The organism is Saonia sp. (genome assembly GCF_056326165.1).
In genome coordinates, this window is the sequence record NZ_JBWFBN010000009.1 from 43,420 (window position 1) to 64,033 (window position 20,614).

At 34.7% G+C, this 20,614-nt stretch carries 14 protein-coding genes and 1 other RNA gene; 8 read left to right on the plus strand and 7 right to left on the minus strand.

The window, feature by feature from the left end; genetic code table 11:
- Positions 1-14 precede the first annotated feature (14 nt).
- Positions 15-3,035 carry a tetratricopeptide repeat protein gene (locus tag AC000W_RS09360; protein WP_474747812.1) on the minus strand — a complete coding sequence of 1,007 codons (3,021 nt, stop codon included), beginning with the start codon at positions 3,033-3,035 and terminating at the stop codon, positions 15-17.
- 152 nt (positions 3,036-3,187) lie between these two features.
- Between AC000W_RS09360 and AC000W_RS09365 the strand changes: the two genes are divergently transcribed.
- From AC000W_RS09365 to ppgK, 3 genes are read left to right on the plus strand one after another with little or no spacing between them, the layout of a single operon-like run.
- The gene (locus tag AC000W_RS09365) at positions 3,188-3,871 is read left to right on the plus strand and encodes a cell division ATP-binding protein FtsE (RefSeq protein WP_474747813.1); all 684 of its coding nucleotides are present in this window, start codon (positions 3,188-3,190) and stop codon (positions 3,869-3,871) included.
- Positions 3,868-4,305 carry a hypothetical protein gene (locus AC000W_RS09370; RefSeq protein ID WP_474747815.1) on the plus strand — a complete coding sequence of 146 codons (438 nt, stop codon included), beginning with the start codon at positions 3,868-3,870 and terminating at the stop codon, positions 4,303-4,305. Before AC000W_RS09365 ends, AC000W_RS09370 begins: the two co-directional genes overlap by 4 nt.
- Before the next feature lie 55 nt (positions 4,306-4,360).
- Entirely contained in the window at positions 4,361-5,110 is a 750-nt protein-coding gene (ppgK, locus tag AC000W_RS09375; protein WP_474747817.1) for a polyphosphate--glucose phosphotransferase, read from the plus strand.
- 73 nt (positions 5,111-5,183) lie between these two features.
- Here ppgK and typA read toward each other — a convergent pair whose 3' ends face one another.
- Positions 5,184-6,983, minus strand: a complete 1,800-nt coding sequence (gene typA, locus AC000W_RS09380) for a translational GTPase TypA (protein WP_474747818.1) — start codon at positions 6,981-6,983, stop codon at positions 5,184-5,186.
- Positions 6,984-7,132: 149 nt separating this feature from the next.
- Between typA and kdsA the strand changes: the two genes are divergently transcribed.
- Positions 7,133-7,951 carry a 3-deoxy-8-phosphooctulonate synthase gene (gene kdsA / locus AC000W_RS09385; protein WP_474747820.1) on the plus strand — a complete coding sequence of 273 codons (819 nt, stop codon included), beginning with the start codon at positions 7,133-7,135 and terminating at the stop codon, positions 7,949-7,951.
- Positions 7,952-7,997: 46 nt separating this feature from the next.
- Positions 7,998-9,968 (plus strand): DUF3857 domain-containing protein, encoded by a 1,971-nt coding sequence (locus tag AC000W_RS09390; RefSeq protein WP_474747821.1) that lies wholly within the window; start codon positions 7,998-8,000, stop codon positions 9,966-9,968.
- A gap of 5 nt (positions 9,969-9,973) precedes the next feature.
- On the opposite strand, the gene AC000W_RS09395 is transcribed toward AC000W_RS09390, so the two are convergent.
- Positions 9,974-10,351 carry a DUF1801 domain-containing protein gene (locus tag AC000W_RS09395; RefSeq protein ID WP_474747822.1) on the minus strand — a complete coding sequence of 126 codons (378 nt, stop codon included), beginning with the start codon at positions 10,349-10,351 and terminating at the stop codon, positions 9,974-9,976.
- Between the two features lie 86 nt (positions 10,352-10,437).
- Between AC000W_RS09395 and AC000W_RS09400 the strand changes: the two genes are divergently transcribed.
- Complete coding sequence (locus tag AC000W_RS09400; protein ID WP_474747824.1) at positions 10,438-11,550, plus strand: Sb-PDE family phosphodiesterase; 1,113 nt, start codon at positions 10,438-10,440, stop codon at positions 11,548-11,550.
- A gap of 104 nt (positions 11,551-11,654) precedes the next feature.
- Here the strand turns inward: AC000W_RS09400 and AC000W_RS09405 are convergent, their stop codons facing one another.
- Positions 11,655-12,860 carry an NAD(P)-dependent oxidoreductase gene (locus AC000W_RS09405; protein WP_474747825.1) on the minus strand — a complete coding sequence of 402 codons (1,206 nt, stop codon included), beginning with the start codon at positions 12,858-12,860 and terminating at the stop codon, positions 11,655-11,657.
- A gap of 294 nt (positions 12,861-13,154) precedes the next feature.
- Between AC000W_RS09405 and ssrA the strand changes: the two genes are divergently transcribed.
- Both ssrA and AC000W_RS09415 read left to right on the plus strand, forming a co-directional pair.
- Positions 13,155-13,550: a transfer-messenger RNA gene (gene ssrA / locus AC000W_RS09410) on the plus strand.
- Positions 13,551-13,787: 237 nt separating this feature from the next.
- Entirely contained in the window at positions 13,788-15,032 is a 1,245-nt protein-coding gene (locus AC000W_RS09415) for a site-specific integrase (RefSeq protein WP_474747826.1), read from the plus strand.
- 20 nt (positions 15,033-15,052) lie between these two features.
- On the opposite strand, the gene AC000W_RS09420 is transcribed toward AC000W_RS09415, so the two are convergent.
- From AC000W_RS09420 to AC000W_RS09430, 3 genes are all read right to left on the minus strand, one after another.
- Positions 15,053-17,599 (minus strand): DEAD/DEAH box helicase, encoded by a 2,547-nt coding sequence (locus AC000W_RS09420; protein ID WP_474747828.1) that lies wholly within the window; start codon positions 17,597-17,599, stop codon positions 15,053-15,055.
- The gene (locus AC000W_RS09425) at positions 17,580-18,341 is read right to left on the minus strand and encodes a DEAD/DEAH box helicase family protein (RefSeq protein WP_474747829.1); all 762 of its coding nucleotides are present in this window, start codon (positions 18,339-18,341) and stop codon (positions 17,580-17,582) included. The genes AC000W_RS09420 and AC000W_RS09425 overlap by 20 nt, the downstream gene beginning before the upstream one ends.
- 995 nt (positions 18,342-19,336) lie before the next feature.
- The gene (locus tag AC000W_RS09430) at positions 19,337-20,593 is read right to left on the minus strand and encodes a hypothetical protein (RefSeq protein WP_474747830.1); all 1,257 of its coding nucleotides are present in this window, start codon (positions 20,591-20,593) and stop codon (positions 19,337-19,339) included.
- Positions 20,594-20,614 lie beyond the last annotated feature (21 nt).

Below are 20,614 nucleotides of genomic sequence, written 5' to 3' on the forward strand. Positions count from 1 at the left end.
TGTGTTCGTTTAATTTAATTTTGGTCTGGATTGATTGATGAATTACTTTCTGATTCCTTGGCTTTTATAATAGACAACTCTCCTTCAGCTTCAGCCACTAGTTCACCATAGTCTGAAAAATTGGTGATAACGCTTTCCAGAATGTAAGTAGCCTGAAAAGCATCTCCCAAGGCATAGAAATTTTTTGCCATGATAATTAAACCTTTTCCTCCCCATTCTTTGTATGCGGCATAATCCTTTGCCAATTTTTGTACAGAGGTGTTGGATGGTTCATAATCACCAGACTTATTTTTAAAATAAGCATCGTAATACCAAGCCTCAGCAGCCAATTCACCTGTTGCTATTTTTTGTACTTCTTTATAGGCACTTTCGGCTCGGTTTTCATCATTGGTCTGTATGGCAGAACGAGCAATCATAGTATGCGCATCACTCTTAATACGATTATCTATTTTTGATGATGCCAATACTTTTTCTGCATATGAAATAGTCCGGTTATAATCCTTTTGACCATAATATCCTTTCATTAAATTAGACTGTGCAAACGTAACATTCTGTTGAATTTGCGCCATATTCTCTAAACGCTCCAAAAATGAAATTGCTGTGACATAGTCCTTTTTACCAATATATATCTCGCAAACCCTTGTTAAGGCTTGCTCTTGGTATTCACTTGTTCCCCTATTTGCAACATTTTGGTAAAATGTAAGTGCTTTATCTCGCTGTTCTTTACCAAAATATAGCTGTGCCAAATTAAAATTGGCATTGAGCGCATGCAAGCCATTTGGAAATTGTTTTATATAACCTTCATATCCTTTGATGGCCGCATCATGTTTTCCCTCTACATACTGTTTATCTGCAGATTCAAAAGTGGCATTGTCCAGCTCAGTATCTGTTACTTCAACAAAATCCAATCCCCTTACCCAATCCGCATATTCGTTCACACGGCCTAAATCCACATAAATCAATTTCGCTGTTGCCACAGCTTGTACAGCCTCTTGTGTTTTTGGGTATTTATTTACTACTGTTTTAAATTTACTCAACGCCTCTTCATTTCTATTAGAGTTGTAATGTACCAGTCCTTGACGCATTAAGGCCTGCGGTGCTAAAGAACTGCCCCTGTACTCATCTACCAACCTATCATAGGCATTCATTCCCTCACTTTCTTTGTTTGCTTTTATGTACGAATTTCCAAGTTCAAACAAAGCATCATCCTTTAGACTTGATCTAGAAAACCTATCTACAAACTTGTTGAGCTCTTCAATTTTTCTAGCATTTCTATCCACAAAACCATAGCTTATTGCTTTTTGAAAAGCAGCATAATCTCGTTCAGCACCATTCATTTCCAAGGCTTTGTTATAAGCTTCAATTGCTGGCCAATATTTACTTGTCACAAAATGACTATCACCCAAACGCAAATAACTATCATTCAATCTTTCATCATCATCCCCAGATTTTGCAAAACTTGTAAAATAGGTAATGGCACTGCCATAATCTTTCATTTTAAAAAAACTATAACCTAAATTATAATCTAACTCCTTAAATTCTTCAGTGCTAGCTGCAATCGGATTTTTTTGAAATTGCACAAAATCTGCCAATGCTTCATCAAATCTGTTCAATCTATAAGCTGACTCCCCTTTCCAATAATGTGCTCTAGCTTCAAACAATCTATCCTCAGCACCTTTTAACGATTTTTCAAAGGCACCTATAGCACCTGCATAATCAGTATCCAAGAAGAGCTCCACCCCTCTGTAAAAAGCTACTTTTTGATACGTGGTTTTACTAGCATAATTTTTGTTTTCTTCCAACAAGGTCATAGCGCCTTCAAAATTTTTGGAAGTGATATAAGAATCCACCAACAATTCTTGCATCTCTTTTTGATGCTCATCGTTTGGATATTTTTTTAAATAATTAGAAAGTACTTTGGGAACAGGCTCGTAGGCATTCCCTATTTCATAACTTAATCTGGCATAGTTTAAATAGGAATCCTTTTCTATTTCTGGACTAAAATCCATCTGTGAGGAATTCCTAAAAGCATTCAATGCCTCTTGTTTTTTATCTAGTTTTAAATAGCATTCCGCCAAATGATAGTATGCATTTTGGGAAACGCTATTGGTACCCCCAATAATTTTATTGAATTGCTGAATAGCATTGGCGTAATCTCCCTGTTTATAATAACTGTATCCTATAAAGTAAAAATCTGTATTGCTCCATTTACCTCTTTTACCCTTATACTGTTCCAAATACGGAATGGCGTCCGCATACTGTTCCAAATTAAAATAACTCTCTCCTATAATTTTATTCAGTTCAGAAACTTCTCTTCTATCAGATTTAGGCAATTGTTTTTTAGCCAAAGCAATGGCTTCTTCAAAATTGCCCAGCTTAAAATTCATATCTGCCTGAAAATAGGAAAGCTTTTCATCCAAAACCGTCTGATCAGTAATTTCATCAAAACGTTCATTGGCCCCTTCATAATCATCTTGTTGATAGGCTATGTATCCCAAATAATACTTTGCTTGCGAACCATAGGTTGGTGAGTTTTCTACTTTGCTTAAGTATCTCTCTGCGTCTTTTGGCTTTTTAGAGGAAAATAGCGCATACCCATTATTAAAATTAAAACGCTCTTTATCCTTTCTGGACATGGCGCTTTGGTCCACTTTTTTATACCATTTTAAGGCATAAGGGTATTTTCCTGTTTCAAAATAATAATCTGCAACATCTATAAAAGCTGAATTTCTTTTGGTGGACGTTGGATAACGTTCCACAAAATCTTCCATAAGTCTATCTGCCCCTAATTGATTTAATCGAATAGCTGCATTGGCCATATAATATGCACTATTGGCCTCAGTCTCATAATCCTTTGTGGTAGATTTTACTCTCGCAAAAATAGTTTGCGCTGCTTGGTATTGTTCACTATTATACAATGCCAAAGCGTCTTGATATTCTTTATCAAGATGTGTGTATATTTTTGTTTCTTGGGAGGTGCTCCATAGGAAAATTCCCATAAAAATGGGAAGTAGAGCGGTGATTTTTTTATGCATAGCGTTCTCTAACTATTGTGAATTACCGATATTACTACCAATAACGTCAAATATTGTACCTAAGTATGTTTTTAAAGAAAAGAAAAGATTTTTGAGACCTATTGATTTGTTTTTATTATGAACTTCTTACATTTATGACAACAATAACAAATATGTCCGAAAGCATTTTAAAATTAGATAAAGTAGCCGTATTTCAAAAAGAAAGTTTGGTGTTGAACGATATTTCCTTGGAAGTGAACAAAGGGGAGTTTGTATACCTGATAGGAAAGACGGGTAGTGGAAAAAGTAGTTTTATGAAGACCCTTTATGGCGATCTTCCCTTAAAACAAGGTACTGGCTCTATCGTAGATTTTAATTTAAAAACACTACAAGAAAAGGATATTCCTTTTTTGAGAAGAAAACTGGGTATTGTTTTTCAGGATTTTAAACTGTTGCCAGATAGAAATATAAACAACAATCTCATTTTTGTTCTTAAAGCTACTGGGTGGAAAGACCTTGCAAAAATGAACCTTAAAGTTGAAGAGGTTCTGGATAAGGTGGGTATGAAAACCAAGGGCTTTAAATTTCCTCATGAACTTTCGGGTGGGGAGCAACAACGAATTGCCATTGCAAGAGCCTTACTTAATGATCCGGAATTGATACTTGCAGATGAACCAACAGGAAACTTAGACCCACAAACCAGCGTGGAGGTCATGAAAGTGTTACAGGATATAAATAAAACAGGGCGGACCATTCTTATGGCAACGCACGACTATGCGCTTATCTTAAAATATCCCTCCAAAACATTAAAATGTGATGGCAGCAAAGTATTTGAAGTCATACAAAAAGCGGTATGATTTTAAAAAAACAAGTTTATCAACCCAACAAAAGAACCAATCCCTTTATAGGGTTTCTGCTTTTTTTAATTTCTATTATCCTAATGATTATTACAGGTCCTTTGGGATTTGTTTATGGTATTTTTCATTCACTTTTTAAAAAAGGATTTTCAGGAGCTGGGGAATTCTTTTTGAAAATTGCCATTTCAATAGACCAATTAGGTAATGTATTGATGCAACATCTTTTAAACCTACTCTGGGTAAAAAAAGGAGGGTATAAATTTGGAAATAGGGATGAAACCATTTCCAGTGCAATTGGTAGAAACAAACAATTGGGAACCTTGACTTCCTTTGGAAAGGCCATAGATAAATTCTTGGATTTTATAGACCGAAATCATTCGTTGGATTCAATTGACTATTATATTGAACCTCTTGGCGATGAGGAAATAAAATAAGAAACCTACTCCAAAACTTTTGTTACTTTTGCTTGCTCAATTACAATTTATATAAATGGAAGTCCTAGGTATTGATATTGGTGGATCAGGAATAAAAGGAGCATTAGTGAACTCCGTAACAGGAGAAATGTTAACCAAGCGTTTTCGCATTCCCACCCCTGAATCCCGAAAGCCAAAGGCAATGGCGGAAGTTGTAGCACAGATTGTAGAGCATTTTGACCATAAAGGTCCTATTGGAGTGGGTTTCCCAACCGTTATAAAGCACGGTATATGCAAGTCTCCTGGCAATCTTCATAAATCGTGGCTCAACTGCAATGTAAAAGAGTTATTTTCTGAATATACTAAACTACCTGTAACGGTAGTAAATGATGCAGATGCAGCTGGCTATGCAACTATGAATTATGGTATTGGAAAAGGCAAAAAAGGGTTAGTGGTTATGATTACTATAGGAACTGGTCTAGGTAGTGGAGCGTTTCTAGATGGAGAACTTATTCCCAATTTTGAATTAGGGCAAATTCCTTACAAAAAATATAACAAAATAGAACTTTGGGCAGCAAATTCCGCTAAGGAACGCGAACAGCTCTCTTATAAAAAATGGGGCAAACGCTTCAATACCTTTTTAGAATATGTAGAATTAATCATTGCACCAGATTTGATTATTCTTGGAGGTGGTGCATCTAAAGATTTTAAAGAATATAAAAATTGTATAAAAATTGAAACTCCTGTAATTCCTGCAGAGCTACGCAACCAAGCTGGTATTGTGGGTGCGGCAGCAGCGGCATTACATCAAGCCCCAAAGGATTAAAAATAAAGTTGTAAAAAACAAAAGCCCCAAACTAAGTTTTAGTTTGGGGCTTTTTATTATTTAAAAGATGAACTTAAGCAATCTTATTGCGCTTACGGTCTACCTCAGTTAAATATATCTTACGCAGGCGTAAATGTTTAGGTGTAACCTCCACATATTCATCCTTTTGGATATATTCTAATGCCTCTTCCAAAGAAAATTTAATTGCCGGAACAATCTTCGCTTTATCATCAGCTCCCGAAGAACGTACATTGGAAAGCTTTTTTGTTTTGGTAATATTGATGGTCATATCATCACCACGAGAGTTTTCTCCAATTACTTGGCCTTCATAAATATCTTCTCCTGGGTCTACAAAAAACTTACCCCTATCCTGTAATTTATCAATAGAATAAGGAATAGCTTTTCCTTTTTCCATAGATACTAAAGAACCATTTTGTCTTTGTGGAATATCTCCTTTCATAGGTTGGTATTCCAAAAATCTATGTGCCATAATAGCCTCACCAGCAGTAGCGGTCAATAATTGATTTCTTAAACCTATAATACCTCTTGAAGGAATCATAAATTCACAAAGCATTCTTTCTCCTTTTGCCTCCATACTGGTCATTTCTCCTTTACGGATAGAAACCATTTCAACAGCTTTACCAGATACATCTTCTGGCAAATCGATAGTCAAATGTTCAACTGGTTCACATTTTACACCATCAATTTCTTTGATTATTACTTGCGGCTGACCAATTTGTAGTTCGTATCCTTCTCTACGCATGGTTTCAATTAAAACAGAAAGGTGTAACACCCCTCTACCAAAAACCATAAATTTATCAGCACTATCAGTTTCCTCAACTCTAAGAGCAAGGTTTTTTTCCAATTCTTTTTCTAGTCTTTCTTTAATATGACGAGACGTAACAAACTTACCATCTTGTCCAAAAAATGGACTATCATTAATAGTAAAAAGCATACTCATTGTAGGCTCATCTATGGCGATTGTTTTTAATCCCTCTGGATTTTCAATATCGGCAATGGTATCTCCTATCTCAAAACCTTCTAAACCAACTAGAGCACAAATATCCCCCGTAGCAACTTCAGTCACTTTTTTTCTTCCTAAACCTTCAAAAACAAACAGTTCCTTTACTTTAGATTTTACAATACTACCATCCCTTTTTACCAAAGAGATTTGTTGCCCTTCTTTTAAGGAACCTCTTTGCAATCTACCAATAGCAATACGTCCTGTAAAAGATGAAAAGTCAAGAGAAGTAATCAACATTTGTGTGTTTCCTTCTTCAGGCTCAAAAGTTGGAATATGCTCAATAACCATATCTAACAAAGGCTCAATAGAATCAGTTGGAACTTTCCAATCTTCTCCCATCCAGTTGTTCTTTGCAGAACCATATACTGTAGGAAAATCCAATTGCCATTCCTCAGCACCCAATTCAAACATCAAATCGAACACTTTTTCATGAACTTCTTCTGGAGTACAGTTTTCTTTATCAACTTTATTGATGACAACACAAGGTTTTAACCCTAAATCAATTGCTTTTTGCAACACAAAACGTGTCTGTGGCATAGGTCCCTCAAAGGCATCAACTAACAATAGAACTCCATCAGCCATATTTAATACGCGTTCTACTTCTCCACCAAAATCGGCGTGACCAGGAGTATCTATAATATTGATCTTAGTATCCTTATACACAACAGAAACGTTTTTAGAGGTAATAGTAATTCCTCGCTCCCGCTCCAAATCATTATTATCCAAAATTAGGTCTCCTGTATTCTCATTTTCACGAAACAAGCTACATTGGTACATAATTTTATCTACCAAAGTGGTCTTACCATGATCAACGTGTGCTATTATTGCAATGTTCTTCGTATTGGACATCATCTTTTATTTTAAGCCTGCAAAGATACTTCTATTTTTCTCTTCTCAATATAAACTTGTGTTATTTTTATCTTATTGATTATGAGGTAGTTTAACACATAACGAATCGTTCTAAAAACTAGTATCTTTGTAATGATAATTCGATTTTCATGAAACTGAATCAAATTCCGCAAATTAAACATACAAATAGTGGTAATTTTTTCCTCCTTTCTGGTCCTTGCGCCATAGAAGGAGAAGAAATGGCATTGAGAATTGCCGAAAAGATTGTCACTGTAACGGATAAACTAAATATTCCTTATGTTTTTAAGGGAAGTTTTAAAAAAGCAAATCGCAGTAGAGTTGATTCCTTTACAGGTATTGGTGATGAGAAAGCACTAAAAATATTGAGAAAAGTATCCGAAACTTTTGAGGTTCCCACAGTCACAGATATTCATGAAATCTCTGATGCAACAATGGCAGCGGAATATGTAGATGTATTGCAAATACCAGCTTTTTTAGTGCGACAAACAGATTTGGTAGTTGCTGCAGCAAAAACAGGAAAGACCATCAACCTAAAAAAAGGGCAATTTATGAGTCCAGAAAGCATGAAGCATGCTGCAAAAAAAGTAACAGATTCTGGAAATGAACAGGTTCTTATTACTGATCGCGGTACTATGTTTGGATATCAAGATATGGTGGTAGATTTTAGAGGAATCCCAACAATGAAAAAATACGCACCTGTTGTTCTAGATGTGACTCATTCGTTACAGCAGCCCAACCAAAGTACTGGAGTTACTGGTGGAAGACCGGACATGATTGAAACCATTGCCAGAGCCGGGATTGCAACTGGAGTAGATGGTATTTTTATGGAAACCCATTTTGACCCTTCCATCGCAAAAAGTGATGGTGCAAATATGTTGCATTTAGACCATTTAGAGCAGTTACTTACCAATTTGGTGGCTATTAGGAAAACTGTCAACCAATTATAATTTTATCTTTCTATTTTCGTTTTTCATTCAATAATCAACCAATATTGTGAAAAATAACATTCTAAGTTTTATTCTATTCGTTTTTGTAATTGTCCTTTCTTATGGGCAAAAAAGCGGGCATCCCTTTGGAGAACTTACTGTAAAAGAAAAAAACCTAGAAGTTTATGAAAAGGATAAGGAAGCTTATGCGGTTGTACTGTATGAGAGAGGAGATAATTATTTTCAAGTTGTTAAGAACAGAGTTACACTAATAAAAGAATACCATACTAAAATAAAAATTCTTGATGAAAGAGGTTATGATGAGGGAACAATAGAGATTCCTTTTTATCATAATGGCACATCTACCGAAATTATTTCTGGAATACAAGCGGTAACTCATAATGGTGACAAAAAAATTAATGTATTACCATCTCAAATCTATACTACAGATGTATCTGAAAGATGGAAAGAAACCACCTTTACTTTTCCTGACTTAAAAAAAGGGAGTATTATTGAATATAGATATAAAATGATTTCTCCTTATGTCTATAATTTCGAAGGTTGGCAATTCCAATCCAATATTCCAAAAATTTATAGTGAATTCAATGCTAAAATTCCGGGAAACTATATATATAATAGGGATATATATGGAACTTTAAAATTAACTACCAATGAGGCTTCCATATTAAAAGAGTGTTTTCATATAGATGGTATTATAAAGAATGCGGATTGCGAGGTACTTAAGTACATTATGGAGGATATTCCGGCCTTTAAAGCGGAAGAGGAATATATGCTATCCCAAAGCAATTATATTTCCCATATAGAATTTGAGTTATCAGAATATCGCCGCTTGGATGGAACAACAGATAAATATGCTAAAACATGGAAAGATGTTGATAGAGAATTTAGGACAGACAAGGATATTGGCACCCAGCTAACAAAAAAAGGTTTTTTTGAAAAAAATGTTCCTGAGCATTTACTATTGGAAAGTGATGAACTTACAAAGGCAAAAAACATATATTCCTTTATCCAAAAACATTATACATGGAATGGTAATTATGGAATATATTCTGATAACAGAGTAAAAAAAGCATTTGAAGAAAAAACAGGAAACATTAGTGAAATAAATATCTCATTAATTAACTTATTGAATTCTGCAGGTATTAAAACCAACTTAATGCTTCTATCAACAAGAAATAACGGGCTTCCAAAAACCAACCATCCAGTCATGTCTGACTTTAATTATATTATTGCCAAAACAACAATAAATGGACAGGAGTATCTTTTAGATGCATCGGACAAATTTATTCCTTTTGGAATGTTGCCGTATAAGTGTTTAAATTATACGGGAAGAGTAATGGATTTTAAAAATGAAAGTTATTGGCATAACATTATTCCAGCCATAAATAATAAAAAAGTGATACGGGGTAAGATGACCTTTGATATAGAGAAACAAAAGGCAATCGTAATGTCAGATGAGTTAAATACTGGATATAATGCCATTTTTAGAAGAAAGGAAATTAACACGAAAACAGAAGATGGATACATAGAAGATATTGAGAATAATACCAATGGAAGTATAAACATTATTTCATATGAACTCCTTGAAGAAAGAAGCAATGAAAGAAAAGTAACAGAAAGATTAAAGTTTGAAATTGAGGGAGCCGTAAATAATGATTTAATTTATTTTAACCCTTTTTTAATAAAATTCTTTGAAAAAAATCCCTTTTTGTTGGAGGTACGGCATTACCCAATAGATTTTGGTTTTAAAAGAAGTTATGTCTATAGTATGAGCATTGAAGTACCAGAAGGGTATGTGGTTAGTCAACTTCCAGAAAAAACCGAAATAGCACTCCCTGAAAACATGGGGTTGTTAAAATTTGAAACCTCTCAGACGGGAAAAAATATAACTGCTTACTTTAATTTGTCATTAAACAGAACCCATTATCTCCCTGAACACTATATAGCGTTAAAAGAACTATTTGCAAATGTTGTAACTGTTCAAACCAACTCCATTATCCAATTAAAAAAGGAATAATATTTTTATCCCCAAAACTTTTTATCCTTAACGGAATACGCATCTTGGAGCACATCAATAAGAACGGTGTCATTTATTTCTTCTAGGGTTTTATAACGTAAAGATTTCATTACTTTTCTACCAGCTGTGGTCATATGTTCTAGGTGAACCGTTAAATAAGAAGCTTTCCAAAAGCCTACATCTACATAATCTTTACTCTTGTTTAAGTAGCAAAAGGGTTTCCCGTTTATATAATAAAAGGGAATTTTATATTTATATTTTAGGTCCAGATTGGGAACTGTATTTTCAATGACCGCTTGCAGATGCATCAATATACTTTTAAAAGGTTCTGGTTGATTAAAAATATAGTCTTCTGCTGGATTCATGTAAACAGTTTCTGTCATAAAAATAAACATTTCTTAACCCAAAGAAATAATTGCGTAACTTTTAATGGCATTTTATCCAATACATTTGAGTAAACTTTTTTATTATGAAAAAATTAGTCCATATCCTCGTTTTTCTTTTAAGTTCCTTGACCCTTTTCTCCCAAACTCACTCTCATGTTGCCGAACCTATTACCTATCCAAATATTGAAGGTTATGTAACCCTAAAAACTGATTTGCACCAACACACCGTTTTTTCAGATGGTAATGTATGGCCTACCATTAGGGTAATGGAAGCACTAAATGAAAATATGGATGCCATTTCCTTAACCGAGCACATAGAATACCAACCCCATAAAGAAGATATTCCTCACCCAGATAGAAATAGAAGTTATCAATTGGCATTGGAAGAAGCAAAGGAGCACGACCTTTTAATTATTCATGGTTCGGAAATTACCCGTTCTGCACCAGTGGGCCATAACAATGCAATATTCATCTCAGATGCAAACAAATTATTGCTAGATAATGCCGAAGATTCATTTGCTGAGGCAAAAAGACAAAATGCCTTTGTCTTTTGGAATCACCCTGCATGGTATGCCCAAAGTTCAAAGGGAAACCCCATTTTAAGTAATTTTCAAAAAGAACGAATTAAAAATGGTGAGTTACATGGGATAGAGGTTATAAACACTGGAGATTATGCCGAAGAGTCATTGGCGATAGCTTTAGAAAACAACCTCACCATAATGAGTACCAGTGATATTCATGGCCTAATAGATTGGGACTACATAGATAAAGGCAATCATAGACCTGTAACCTTGGTCTTTGCCAAAGAAAAAAGTGTAGAAAGTTTAAGTGAGGCATTATTTGCGGGTAGAACAGTAGCGGTTTACAATTCTCTTTTAGTAGGAAAACCGGAGTTTTTAAATCCACTGATACAAGCAAGTATTCAAGTTAAAAAAGCAACGTATATTAATAAAACTGAGGTGGTGGAATTAGAATTGGAAAACGTTTCTAGTAGTGACCTTTTGTTTGAAAATGATATGTCCTATACTTTTTACAATAGTTCCCCAGTATTTGAAATACCCGCTGGAGAAACCTATACTCTTTTGGTTAAGACATTGGACAAAATAGAAATATTACCTTTAAAATTAAAAGTCTTGGGAGCCTATACCGCCCCTAAAGAACATCCTATTATTAAGTGGCAAGTAAAAATAGAATAAAGGGCAACGGCAAACCTGGTAGAATTGTAATTAAAAAATCTGTTTTGAGTATTTTTTTAGGCTTAAGCAGCAACTTTTTAGAACATATACCCGGTTTAAACTATTTACTCATTCCCATCCACATAATCCTGCAAATAACTATATCTAGCTGTAAGTTTTCCATTTTGTGTCATTCTAGCACGTTCTAAAACTCCATCTTTATCTCCATTAAAAAAAGCTGGTATTACATGCTGTCCAAAAGCATCTCCAAAGCCGACGCTTGCATCCTTGGGAAGTTCACATGGTAAATTATCCACGGCCATAACTGCTATGGCCTTAGGGTTCTTATAATCGGTTTCGGACTCCGTTTCTGGGGCATATCCATAGATGGGGTCAGCAATTGTAGATGCTCTAAGTGTTGTAGCTACAGGTCCATCAATATCACAACTGATATCTGCCACTACTTTAATATTAAAATCAGGATTTTTTACATCCTCACGAGTATATAAATAAGGTGCTCCATCACCGTAAAAATGCCCAGCGATATAAAAATCGGTTACTTTAGCAAATCTAAAAAAGTTAGACTTGTACTCCTCAGGATGGTCAAAAAAGTCCTGCATGTTACCTTTTATACCATCTTTTCTAAGATTATATTCTGACACATCTTCTTGGCAGTACACAGGCTCATCAAAATCCTTTTCCAAATAATCTTTAACACCAACCTCTCTAAGGTTCATACCATCTAACATCTCTTTGGCTCCATTACCAACCCTACCTTTTCCTGTTAAAAATATTTTGATGTTTGGAAGCTGAATTTTCTTAAGTTCAAATATTAGTGCCTGCTGATCCACCAAGGTTTCGGCTTTTGGCAAATTATATAAACCAAATTTTAATCCATAGGTTCTAAATCCATTATACGCTCCAACAATTCCTGCATACCTTCCAAAGGCCACTAGTCGTTTTCCATTTTCTGCAGTTATTACTTCATGGTCATAGAGTTCTATATTCTTATCCAAAATGGCTCTAAGTAATTCTCTATTATAGGATTGCTTTTTAATAGTATGTGAAAAGAAAAAGTATTTCTTATTTGGAATCAACGCCTCAATAGGAACTTCTTTTACACCAATAAGAACATCACACTGCCCCATATCGGAACTTAATGGTAAGCCAAAAGCTTTATACTCCTCATCCTTAAAAACACGTATTGGAGAAGATTCTACTACAATTTCGGACTGTGGATACTTATCTCTGACTTTTTGGCAAGCTTCTGGCGATAGTACTACTCGCCTATCTGGTGGATTTTTACGCTCTTTTATGATTCCGAATTTCATGTATTTAATTTGGTACAACTTTTGACCTAAAATTAAGGCGAATTGTAAGGGTGCACAAACTTTTTATGTCATTGACAGATAAATGTTAACTTTGCTGCCCCTGCTATAGAAAGTTGGGTAGGTGCGTTAGGGATTAAGGTAAGTACCGTGTACTGCCGAAAGCCCGACCCTGAACTTGTTTTAGGGTAACGCCCAAAAGAATTGTTCATTGAAAATAATAATAAGTTAGAGGAGTTCCCAAGATAAACTTGGGGTTAATTTGTTACAAAAAAACAAGTTTTTCTAACTCATTAAGGGGCCGACTGGTTTTGACAGCGAGACCAATTGGAATGTAAGCATGCCGAGCGCTGATATATAGCTCGTAAATCTCATATTTCACACTTTTAATTGGCGATAATAACTACGCTCTTGCCGCTTAATCTGAATTATAGTAAGATTAGCCTCGTCTCTACTAGGTAGGGAAGCGAGATGTCCCTGAATAGCCCTTGTTGACGGCGATTCATTTTGGGGCACCATAAAAGTCAACATAGAAACTGTGGAGCTTTGACATGGTTTTAAAACTAAAAAAGCTAAGTGTGTATTAGGCAGTTTTTAGTCAGGTACGCATCGAAAATTAAATAAAAACTAAGCGTGTAGAAAGCATTGTAATTGCTTGTTTGGACGAGGGTTCGAATCCCTCCGGCTCCACTTGTTGACCATCAAATAAACACAAAAACCTGTAAATAACTGATTTACAGGTTTTTTAATTTTATATGGTTCCAAATAATATCAAATAATACGATATAAAAAGTCACCAAATCGACACCTATTTAAAAAAAACAAAAGTGGTGTCGATTTATTTGTAATTTACTCTTTTTTAGACTATTATAAATTTATTTATTTTCTTTTTTATACCTTTATTAGGTAATAATCGACACCTAAAAAGCTATGAATTCATTTTCAACTCTTTTTTACCTTAAAGACGAACGCCGAGATAAAAACGGAAAAGCTGGCTTATACCTAAGGATTACGGTAGATGGGCGACGAACCTCTTTTAGTCTGCATCGTAAAATAGATCCGTCCAAATGGGACTCTCGAATGAATAAACTAAAGGGTAAAGGCGTTGAAGCAGAAGAATTAAATCGTTTTATGGCCACTATTCGGCATAAGGTAAATAAGATTCAACATCACCTTTTGGAAGAAGGCAGACCTTTTACAGTACATGATATCAAGAATAAGTATCTGGGTAAAGATGCGAAACTAAAAATGCTGCTGGAACTTTTTGATGAGCATAACCTGCAAATGGAAAAATTAATCGGAATTGAGTTTGCCTTGGCAACGTATAAACGATATCATACAACACGGAGTCATGTATCGGAATATATACAAACCGAATATAACAAAAAGGACATTCCTGTAAGGGATGTGAATTTGAAGTTTATAAAGGGCCTTGAATACTTCTTAAAGGTTACGAAGGCATGTAATCACAATACTGCATTAAAGTATGTCAACAACTTTAAAAAGATTGTCCGTATTGCCGTAGCCAACGATTGGATTTCCAAAGACCCCTTTTACAATTACAAGGTGCAATTTAAGACTGTTGAGCGGGAGTTTCTAAACAAAGAAGAACTCCAGCAGCTTATGGGCAAAGAAATAAATGGGGAGCGCCTAAATGTGGTTAGGGACATGTTCGTATTGTGTTGTTTCACAGGAATGGCCTACATTGATATACAAACATTGAGGCCTGATGAAATTTATGAAAATGAAGAAGGTGGTTTTTATATTAAATCCAAACGTTCTAAAACAGATACTGGTTTTACCATTCCGCTTTTGCCTACAGCAGTAGCTATTATTGAAAAATATAAAGACCATCCTAAAGTATTGAACAAAAATTGCGTGATTCCAGTATTAAGTAATCAAAAGTCCAATGCCTACCTTAAGGAAATTGCGGACCGCTGTGATATCAAAAAGAACCTCACCACTCACCTTGCCCGCCATACTTTTGCGACTACGGTTACTTTGACCAATGGTGTACCCATAGAAACCGTTGGCAAAATGTTGGGGCATAAGAATTTACGGACTACGCAACATTATGCTAAAATCATTGATCGGAAAGTGATTGATGATATGGCACTGTTAAAAACCAAATTATTGGACAAAGAAAAAGGGATGATTTCTAAAAAATCAAACTAATAATTTATCAAATTATCAATTCACTTACTACCTATTACTTTCAAATTTAGATTGCCTTCCTTTTGAAGATGATTGGCAGTTACTCCAAGTTGATAAAGTATATTATCTGAGACGTTTGCTTTGGATAATCCTGGCTGAACTATATAAATTTCAAAATTTATGGGTTTTGTTTTTTTTATCACCTCTAACATCCTATCGAGGTCATCAATAGTTCCCTTTTTAAGTCTAGTCTGTTCTTTTTTATTCTTTTTGAACTCCCTCTTTATGAGATGGTCAATGAATTCTTTTCCTTCCTTGTATTTCCAAATGAGTGATTTTTGCGCTTGTCCACAGACTTCATAAAAATTCTTGATTTTATTGGAGACCTCCCCATCTAGAGCAAACTTCAGATGATATAACTCTATTTCAACACTTTCCTCTAAGTTTTTAATTGTTAAAATATCAGCAATTTCTCCCTTGTCATCATCATTATAAATGATATCATAGTCTTTTAAAAGAAACTTCTGAAAACAATAATGCTGAATTGATTTGGTACGGATAACGTCAAAATGCTCTGATTCTTCATTTAAATTAACACCTTCCCAATCCCATACAATAATTTTTTCTTTTGATAAAGGGGTTACATCCTCGCGGAATTGAACATATTCATAACCCTCCAAATAAGACCCATCTGCAAACCAGAATTTTGGAGGATATTTATTAAAAAATTCATCTATCGATTTAAAGATTTCGCTACCAAACTTAATGGAGGCCTCAACTTGTGTTTCTTTTTTAATCTCATAATCGTACACATCATTATCACCGATTACTCTCATAGATAGTTTCTTTGTAAAAACCATTTCATGTTCTGCATTTGTTTCCAATACAAATTTCAATTCCCCGTCCAAACTAGGCTCATAAACATTCAATTCAGAATTCGATAAGTCAAATTCTTTGCCTCCCAACTTAATAAGCGTTACATGCTCCCCTTCTTTATACATCCTGTAGTTCCAATCAACAGTAATTGGGAATACTTCAGGTCTTTTACTTAGCTTCTGTGTCTTAATTGTGTTTTTAAGGATTACTTTATGGGGGTCTATATTAGGATTTGCCAATTTGTTACCAATGACCTTACACCAATCGACAAATTCATTAATTGTTCCTCTTGAATAAGACCAAATACGACCTCTTCTTGAACAACCTACTGTCGTCACATCTCCATCTTCAAATCCACTGCCAAAAAGATTATTCTTAATGCTGGACTTTTCATCTAAGTCCGATAAACCTTCGTGAACATTTTTTCCGTAGTAAGCTTGAAAAGAGATATCCTTACCTAAACCTTTGCGAAATCCTCCGTTATAGAGCTTTATTCTATCAATATTATGGAAGACTTTGAAAACATTTTCTTTGTCAATTAATATAGCATCATCTCCAATTATTGCTTTTGCCAACTCTTTATAGACCCCACTGTTTTCTGAGGAGTGAATAAATAATAGATTGTTCTTTTGTTCCCAATAGGCAATTACAAGACTCCATTCAAAGTCATATACATCTTTAAAACTCCCCCAATCAACATTTTTTTGATTTCCTGCTAAGAAAATAAGTGTGTGATTTTGAGTGTTAACATCAAAAAACTTAATATCGAAATTGTCGTAACCTTTGATGCCATTTGAAAAATTCTTTGGATACCATTCATCTGTTTGGTTTTTATAAACCACAGAACTGAATGCAGGTTTGATGTCTTGATAAGGAACATTCGATTTCTCGATATTTTGAAACCCCTTCAAAAATTCCTGTAAGTCAATCTGTTCCTGTGTTGCCTGATAACTAAGAGTTGGCAAAATACTGTTCCAATTGGACTGTTTCATGTAGAGCAAAGCCAACTCATCGTTAATATCGGGCTGGTATAAATTAGCTACAAAACTTGCATTTCCTAATTTGGAATCCCTACTTGTTCTTGTGAATCTCCCAGCAAATTGAAGAGTTATAGGAAGACTTTTTCTTACATCATGGAATGCTGCTATTTTTAATTCTGGTAAATCAAACCCTTCACCAAGCATATTAACGCATACAATTATCCTATGTTTCTTCTCTTTTACTCTACGCTTAATATCATTTTTGCCATTGACCTTAGAATGAAGAACTTCTGGATTAAGGTCAGAATACTTGGCATAAATCTTAAACACCTCGTCAGCTCGTGTACTGTTTTCACACCTAGCCATTAGAATATGGTCATACCCTTTTTCTAAATCCTCTCTTAATTTTGCAACAGCGGTTTCAGCAATTTTTAAATCAGCAGTTTGCTGTTCATATTCTCGTATAGGTAAGAAATCAATAGTCTTAAAATAACCTTGTTCTTGTGCCTCTTCAAGCGTAAAATTATATGTAGTCGTTCCATCTAATAGTTGTCCATCGTTCCTGTATGGGGTTGCAGTAAATTGGACTACCTTCTTTTTGTCAAATCTCTTTATGAATTTATCCCAACTTTTAGCTTTGGAGTGATGGGCTTCATCTACAAAAAAGTGTGAACATAAATCAGCAATCTCGTATTGCATTGAAGCATCAAAACTAGCTGCGATAAGGCGCATAGTTGTAATAATAAACATTACATCTTTCAAAAAAGTTTCTAAGTTCTTTTATATTCTTGAAGCCAGTGTTCATTATACCGACAATCGGATATTCCGCTTTCGGGTCTAAAATTGAATTACCATCTTTGTCCTTTACTTTAAGAAGTCCTAGATTATAAAATTTATCGGCAAGCTGTGTTCTCAAGGCATCAGATGGTACCGTAACCAATAATTTGTTGCATTTATTTGCCACCAGTATAGAAAGCATCGTTTCTGTCTTACCTGTACCAGTAGGGAGGACTACGGTAGCAATATCTTTTGCACTAGTTAGATGACCCAGCAAGGAGTGAATCGCTCCAAGTTGAGGTTCTCTCAAACCAAGTATCTTCTCAGCCTGATTCTCTTTTTTAAAGTTGAATGTATTTTCCCAAGTATTAATTATTTGACTAGGCTTAAACTCCTTTTCACTGGGATGTCTCAACCAGTCTTTAATCTGAATCTTTTGGTTTGAAAAATCTTGTTGGGAATATTTATCACAAAGAAGAATATATTGCTTGTTTTCTGGTATGAAATGTTTGTCGCTAGTCAACAGGTATTTAATGCCATCTTCATCCTGAACCTCAAAATTGGTCGGTTTAACCGAAATCAAATTTCCGTTGATTTCCTGTGACGGAGATACTAAATGTAAAATTTCATTTTTAGTGGAAAGGTTCCCTACTTTCTGTTCTAACTTTAGTTCAGGTAGTTTTAGTTCAATTTTCATTTAATCTAAAATTTACGATACTCGCTCATTATTCTTAAAATGATTGTATCATTCTAAACTATGGCGACAATAAAATTGTAAGGTAAAACTTAAAAGTAATGTTAAGATATCTTAATTGCAACTGATTCATTATCAGATATTGGAAATGAAAAAAAATAATAGACTTGTTACAAAAGAACAATAATCAGATTTCACAAAACCCCCAAATCTGTCCATAACTTACCCTGCGTGGGATCCTGTGTCGTTTTTATCGAGTTCCAGCAGATAATCGATCAATAAAAACGACATAGGGCGCAGTACTTGTTCAGCCAAGTTTCATTAAAGTTACTTGGTTCATTGCTGCTTCAAATTACAACAAACCGCAACAAATTTTATGTAGTGATTTTGAGGCGTCAGAATCCACCAAATCGGTATAAATAATATTTTTTACAGTAAAAATTTCCCATGTTTATTGACTTCCCAACGTTTTTACAGTAAATTGGTTTTTTGCATGGCAAATACAAAAATTCTATTTAGCTGCATATCAGTTGTTTGCAAAACTATGTTTTTTCTGTTGTGACATTTTTGTAGCAAACTTTTTCAATGTTTACTGGGGTTTCCAGAGTTTTTGCAGCAAAATTGTCACAATCACAAATTTTGATATGTTCATAATTAATTGAATATCAATTAATTAAAAATCATAACCCCGCTTTAGCGTGTTATCCTCTTGCTTTACATTTCTAACTCACAAAAGTTCGTTTAATAATGCAAACGTTCCACGCCTTAGCCTACTATCAAAATCACACAAAGGACTTTAAATTTTATTATTTCCAAATGCTCTTGAAGAAATCGTTCGCTATAAATAAATTATCATTCATATTGATATAAGTTAGTTTCAAAATGGTTAGCCAGATGGTTTTGATGTCAATTAATTAGCAAAATAAGCTAGGAAAAGACCCTTGTAAATAAGTTTTGAACAACCCCTAGCCTATTTATAATGATAAAAAAATGTAGAGTTAAATACCGGTAGGCGGCAATGATCTAATAACTATATTTCCATTATTTTTTATCACTTTTAAAACCCCATCTGAATAATCATTGGTTATTATGCGCTCTTTACCGTCGAACAATTTAACTTTAAGTTGAAACGAAGCAAGGTCATTTGGAATCTCAATAGATTGGTCTATATCCCACTTTATTGAGCCTTTTATCTTTGGAAAGGGTTCGGTAGCATCTAAAATTCGATAAACAGGGCCTTCAACTCCACAATGTATGTACCCGGCCCTATACCTTACATCTGGAAACCTAACTTGTCTTATTTGGTCACATCTAGCTTGAATGGAAATTCCATGTTCATTCGAATCATTCCAATTAATTATTTGACATCTACCTTTTTCTCCGCCGCCAGTCGTTACAACCTTAAATTCTCCTCTCGATTCTTCTCCCTTTCTCAAATCCCACTTGTAACCCTGTAATGGGCTAGCAATTTTAAATACGTTACTATTTGTCGCCTCGAATCTTCCAGCGTTTGCACGATACGACTGTCTTTCTTCTGTTTTGAAGTTTCTATTCCCTATTAGTTCGAAGCTTCCAGATTCAAATGGGAGACAACTAACTAATAATTTTCGTTTAACATCTTTATATTTTGGTATTATCCATAAATAACTACCATCTCTGGTTTCGTGCTCTAATTCTATTTCAAACCGTTTAGGCTTTTCGGCATCGAAGGTTATATCCGCCATTGGAATTTTAAAACTAGCAGTTGTTGGCCCAAGAATATCTACATCAAAATAAGTTCCATTCTTCATTTTAAATCTTGGCTCTGCTTTGTCAAGGTTTACACCTTTTATAGTTATCAATATCTCATCATTATTCGTGGGATATATAACTTTTGGAGAATAGTCAAGAATAAAGGATCTATCACCTGCCAAAGGCAAACTCTCTGAAATCTGGTTTGTCTTTATGGCTAATTCGTTCGCATTAGCGAGATGCTGCTCAAACCCAGAGTTAATTTCATTCGACAAAGTCTCCATCCGAGAAAACAGGTTCCTAGAGGCTGCATCTATTTCGGTAAATGCTTTATCTAATAGCTCAGAATTTGTTTCTTTCCATGCATCAAGAACTGACAAAGCTTGAATAGCCGCTTTGGCAACAGTATAGTCGGCCCTATTCATCGCTTCATCAATTGTTTGAGTTAAACTTTTGGAGATCTCATCTAATGCCAATTTAGTTGTAATAATTTCTCCTTGTGAATAAGTTTGGATTGATGCCATTAGCATCAAACTAAGAAGTAA

Excerpts from the sequence above, each read along its gene's own strand:
- AC000W_RS09360 (WP_474747812.1), bottom strand. The coding sequence starts at position 3,035 with ATGCATAAAAAAATCACCGCTCTACTTCCCATTTTTATGGGAATTTTC.
- AC000W_RS09365 (WP_474747813.1), top strand. The coding sequence starts at position 3,188 with ATGTCCGAAAGCATTTTAAAATTAGATAAAGTAGCCGTATTTCAAAAA.
- AC000W_RS09370 (WP_474747815.1), top strand. The coding sequence starts at position 3,868 with ATGATTTTAAAAAAACAAGTTTATCAACCCAACAAAAGAACCAATCCC.
- ppgK (WP_474747817.1), top strand. The coding sequence starts at position 4,361 with ATGGAAGTCCTAGGTATTGATATTGGTGGATCAGGAATAAAAGGAGCA.
- typA (WP_474747818.1), bottom strand. The coding sequence starts at position 6,983 with ATGTCCAATACGAAGAACATTGCAATAATAGCACACGTTGATCATGGT.
- kdsA (WP_474747820.1), top strand. The coding sequence starts at position 7,133 with ATGAAACTGAATCAAATTCCGCAAATTAAACATACAAATAGTGGTAAT.
- AC000W_RS09395 (WP_474747822.1), bottom strand. The coding sequence starts at position 10,351 with ATGACAGAAACTGTTTACATGAATCCAGCAGAAGACTATATTTTTAAT.
- AC000W_RS09400 (WP_474747824.1), top strand. The coding sequence starts at position 10,438 with ATGAAAAAATTAGTCCATATCCTCGTTTTTCTTTTAAGTTCCTTGACC.
- AC000W_RS09405 (WP_474747825.1), bottom strand. The coding sequence starts at position 12,860 with ATGAAATTCGGAATCATAAAAGAGCGTAAAAATCCACCAGATAGGCGA.
- AC000W_RS09415 (WP_474747826.1), top strand. The coding sequence starts at position 13,788 with ATGAATTCATTTTCAACTCTTTTTTACCTTAAAGACGAACGCCGAGAT.
- AC000W_RS09420 (WP_474747828.1), bottom strand. The coding sequence starts at position 17,599 with ATGCGCCTTATCGCAGCTAGTTTTGATGCTTCAATGCAATACGAGATT.
- AC000W_RS09425 (WP_474747829.1), bottom strand. The coding sequence starts at position 18,341 with ATGAAAATTGAACTAAAACTACCTGAACTAAAGTTAGAACAGAAAGTA.
- AC000W_RS09430 (WP_474747830.1), bottom strand. The coding sequence starts at position 20,593 with ATGGCATCAATCCAAACTTATTCACAAGGAGAAATTATTACAACTAAA.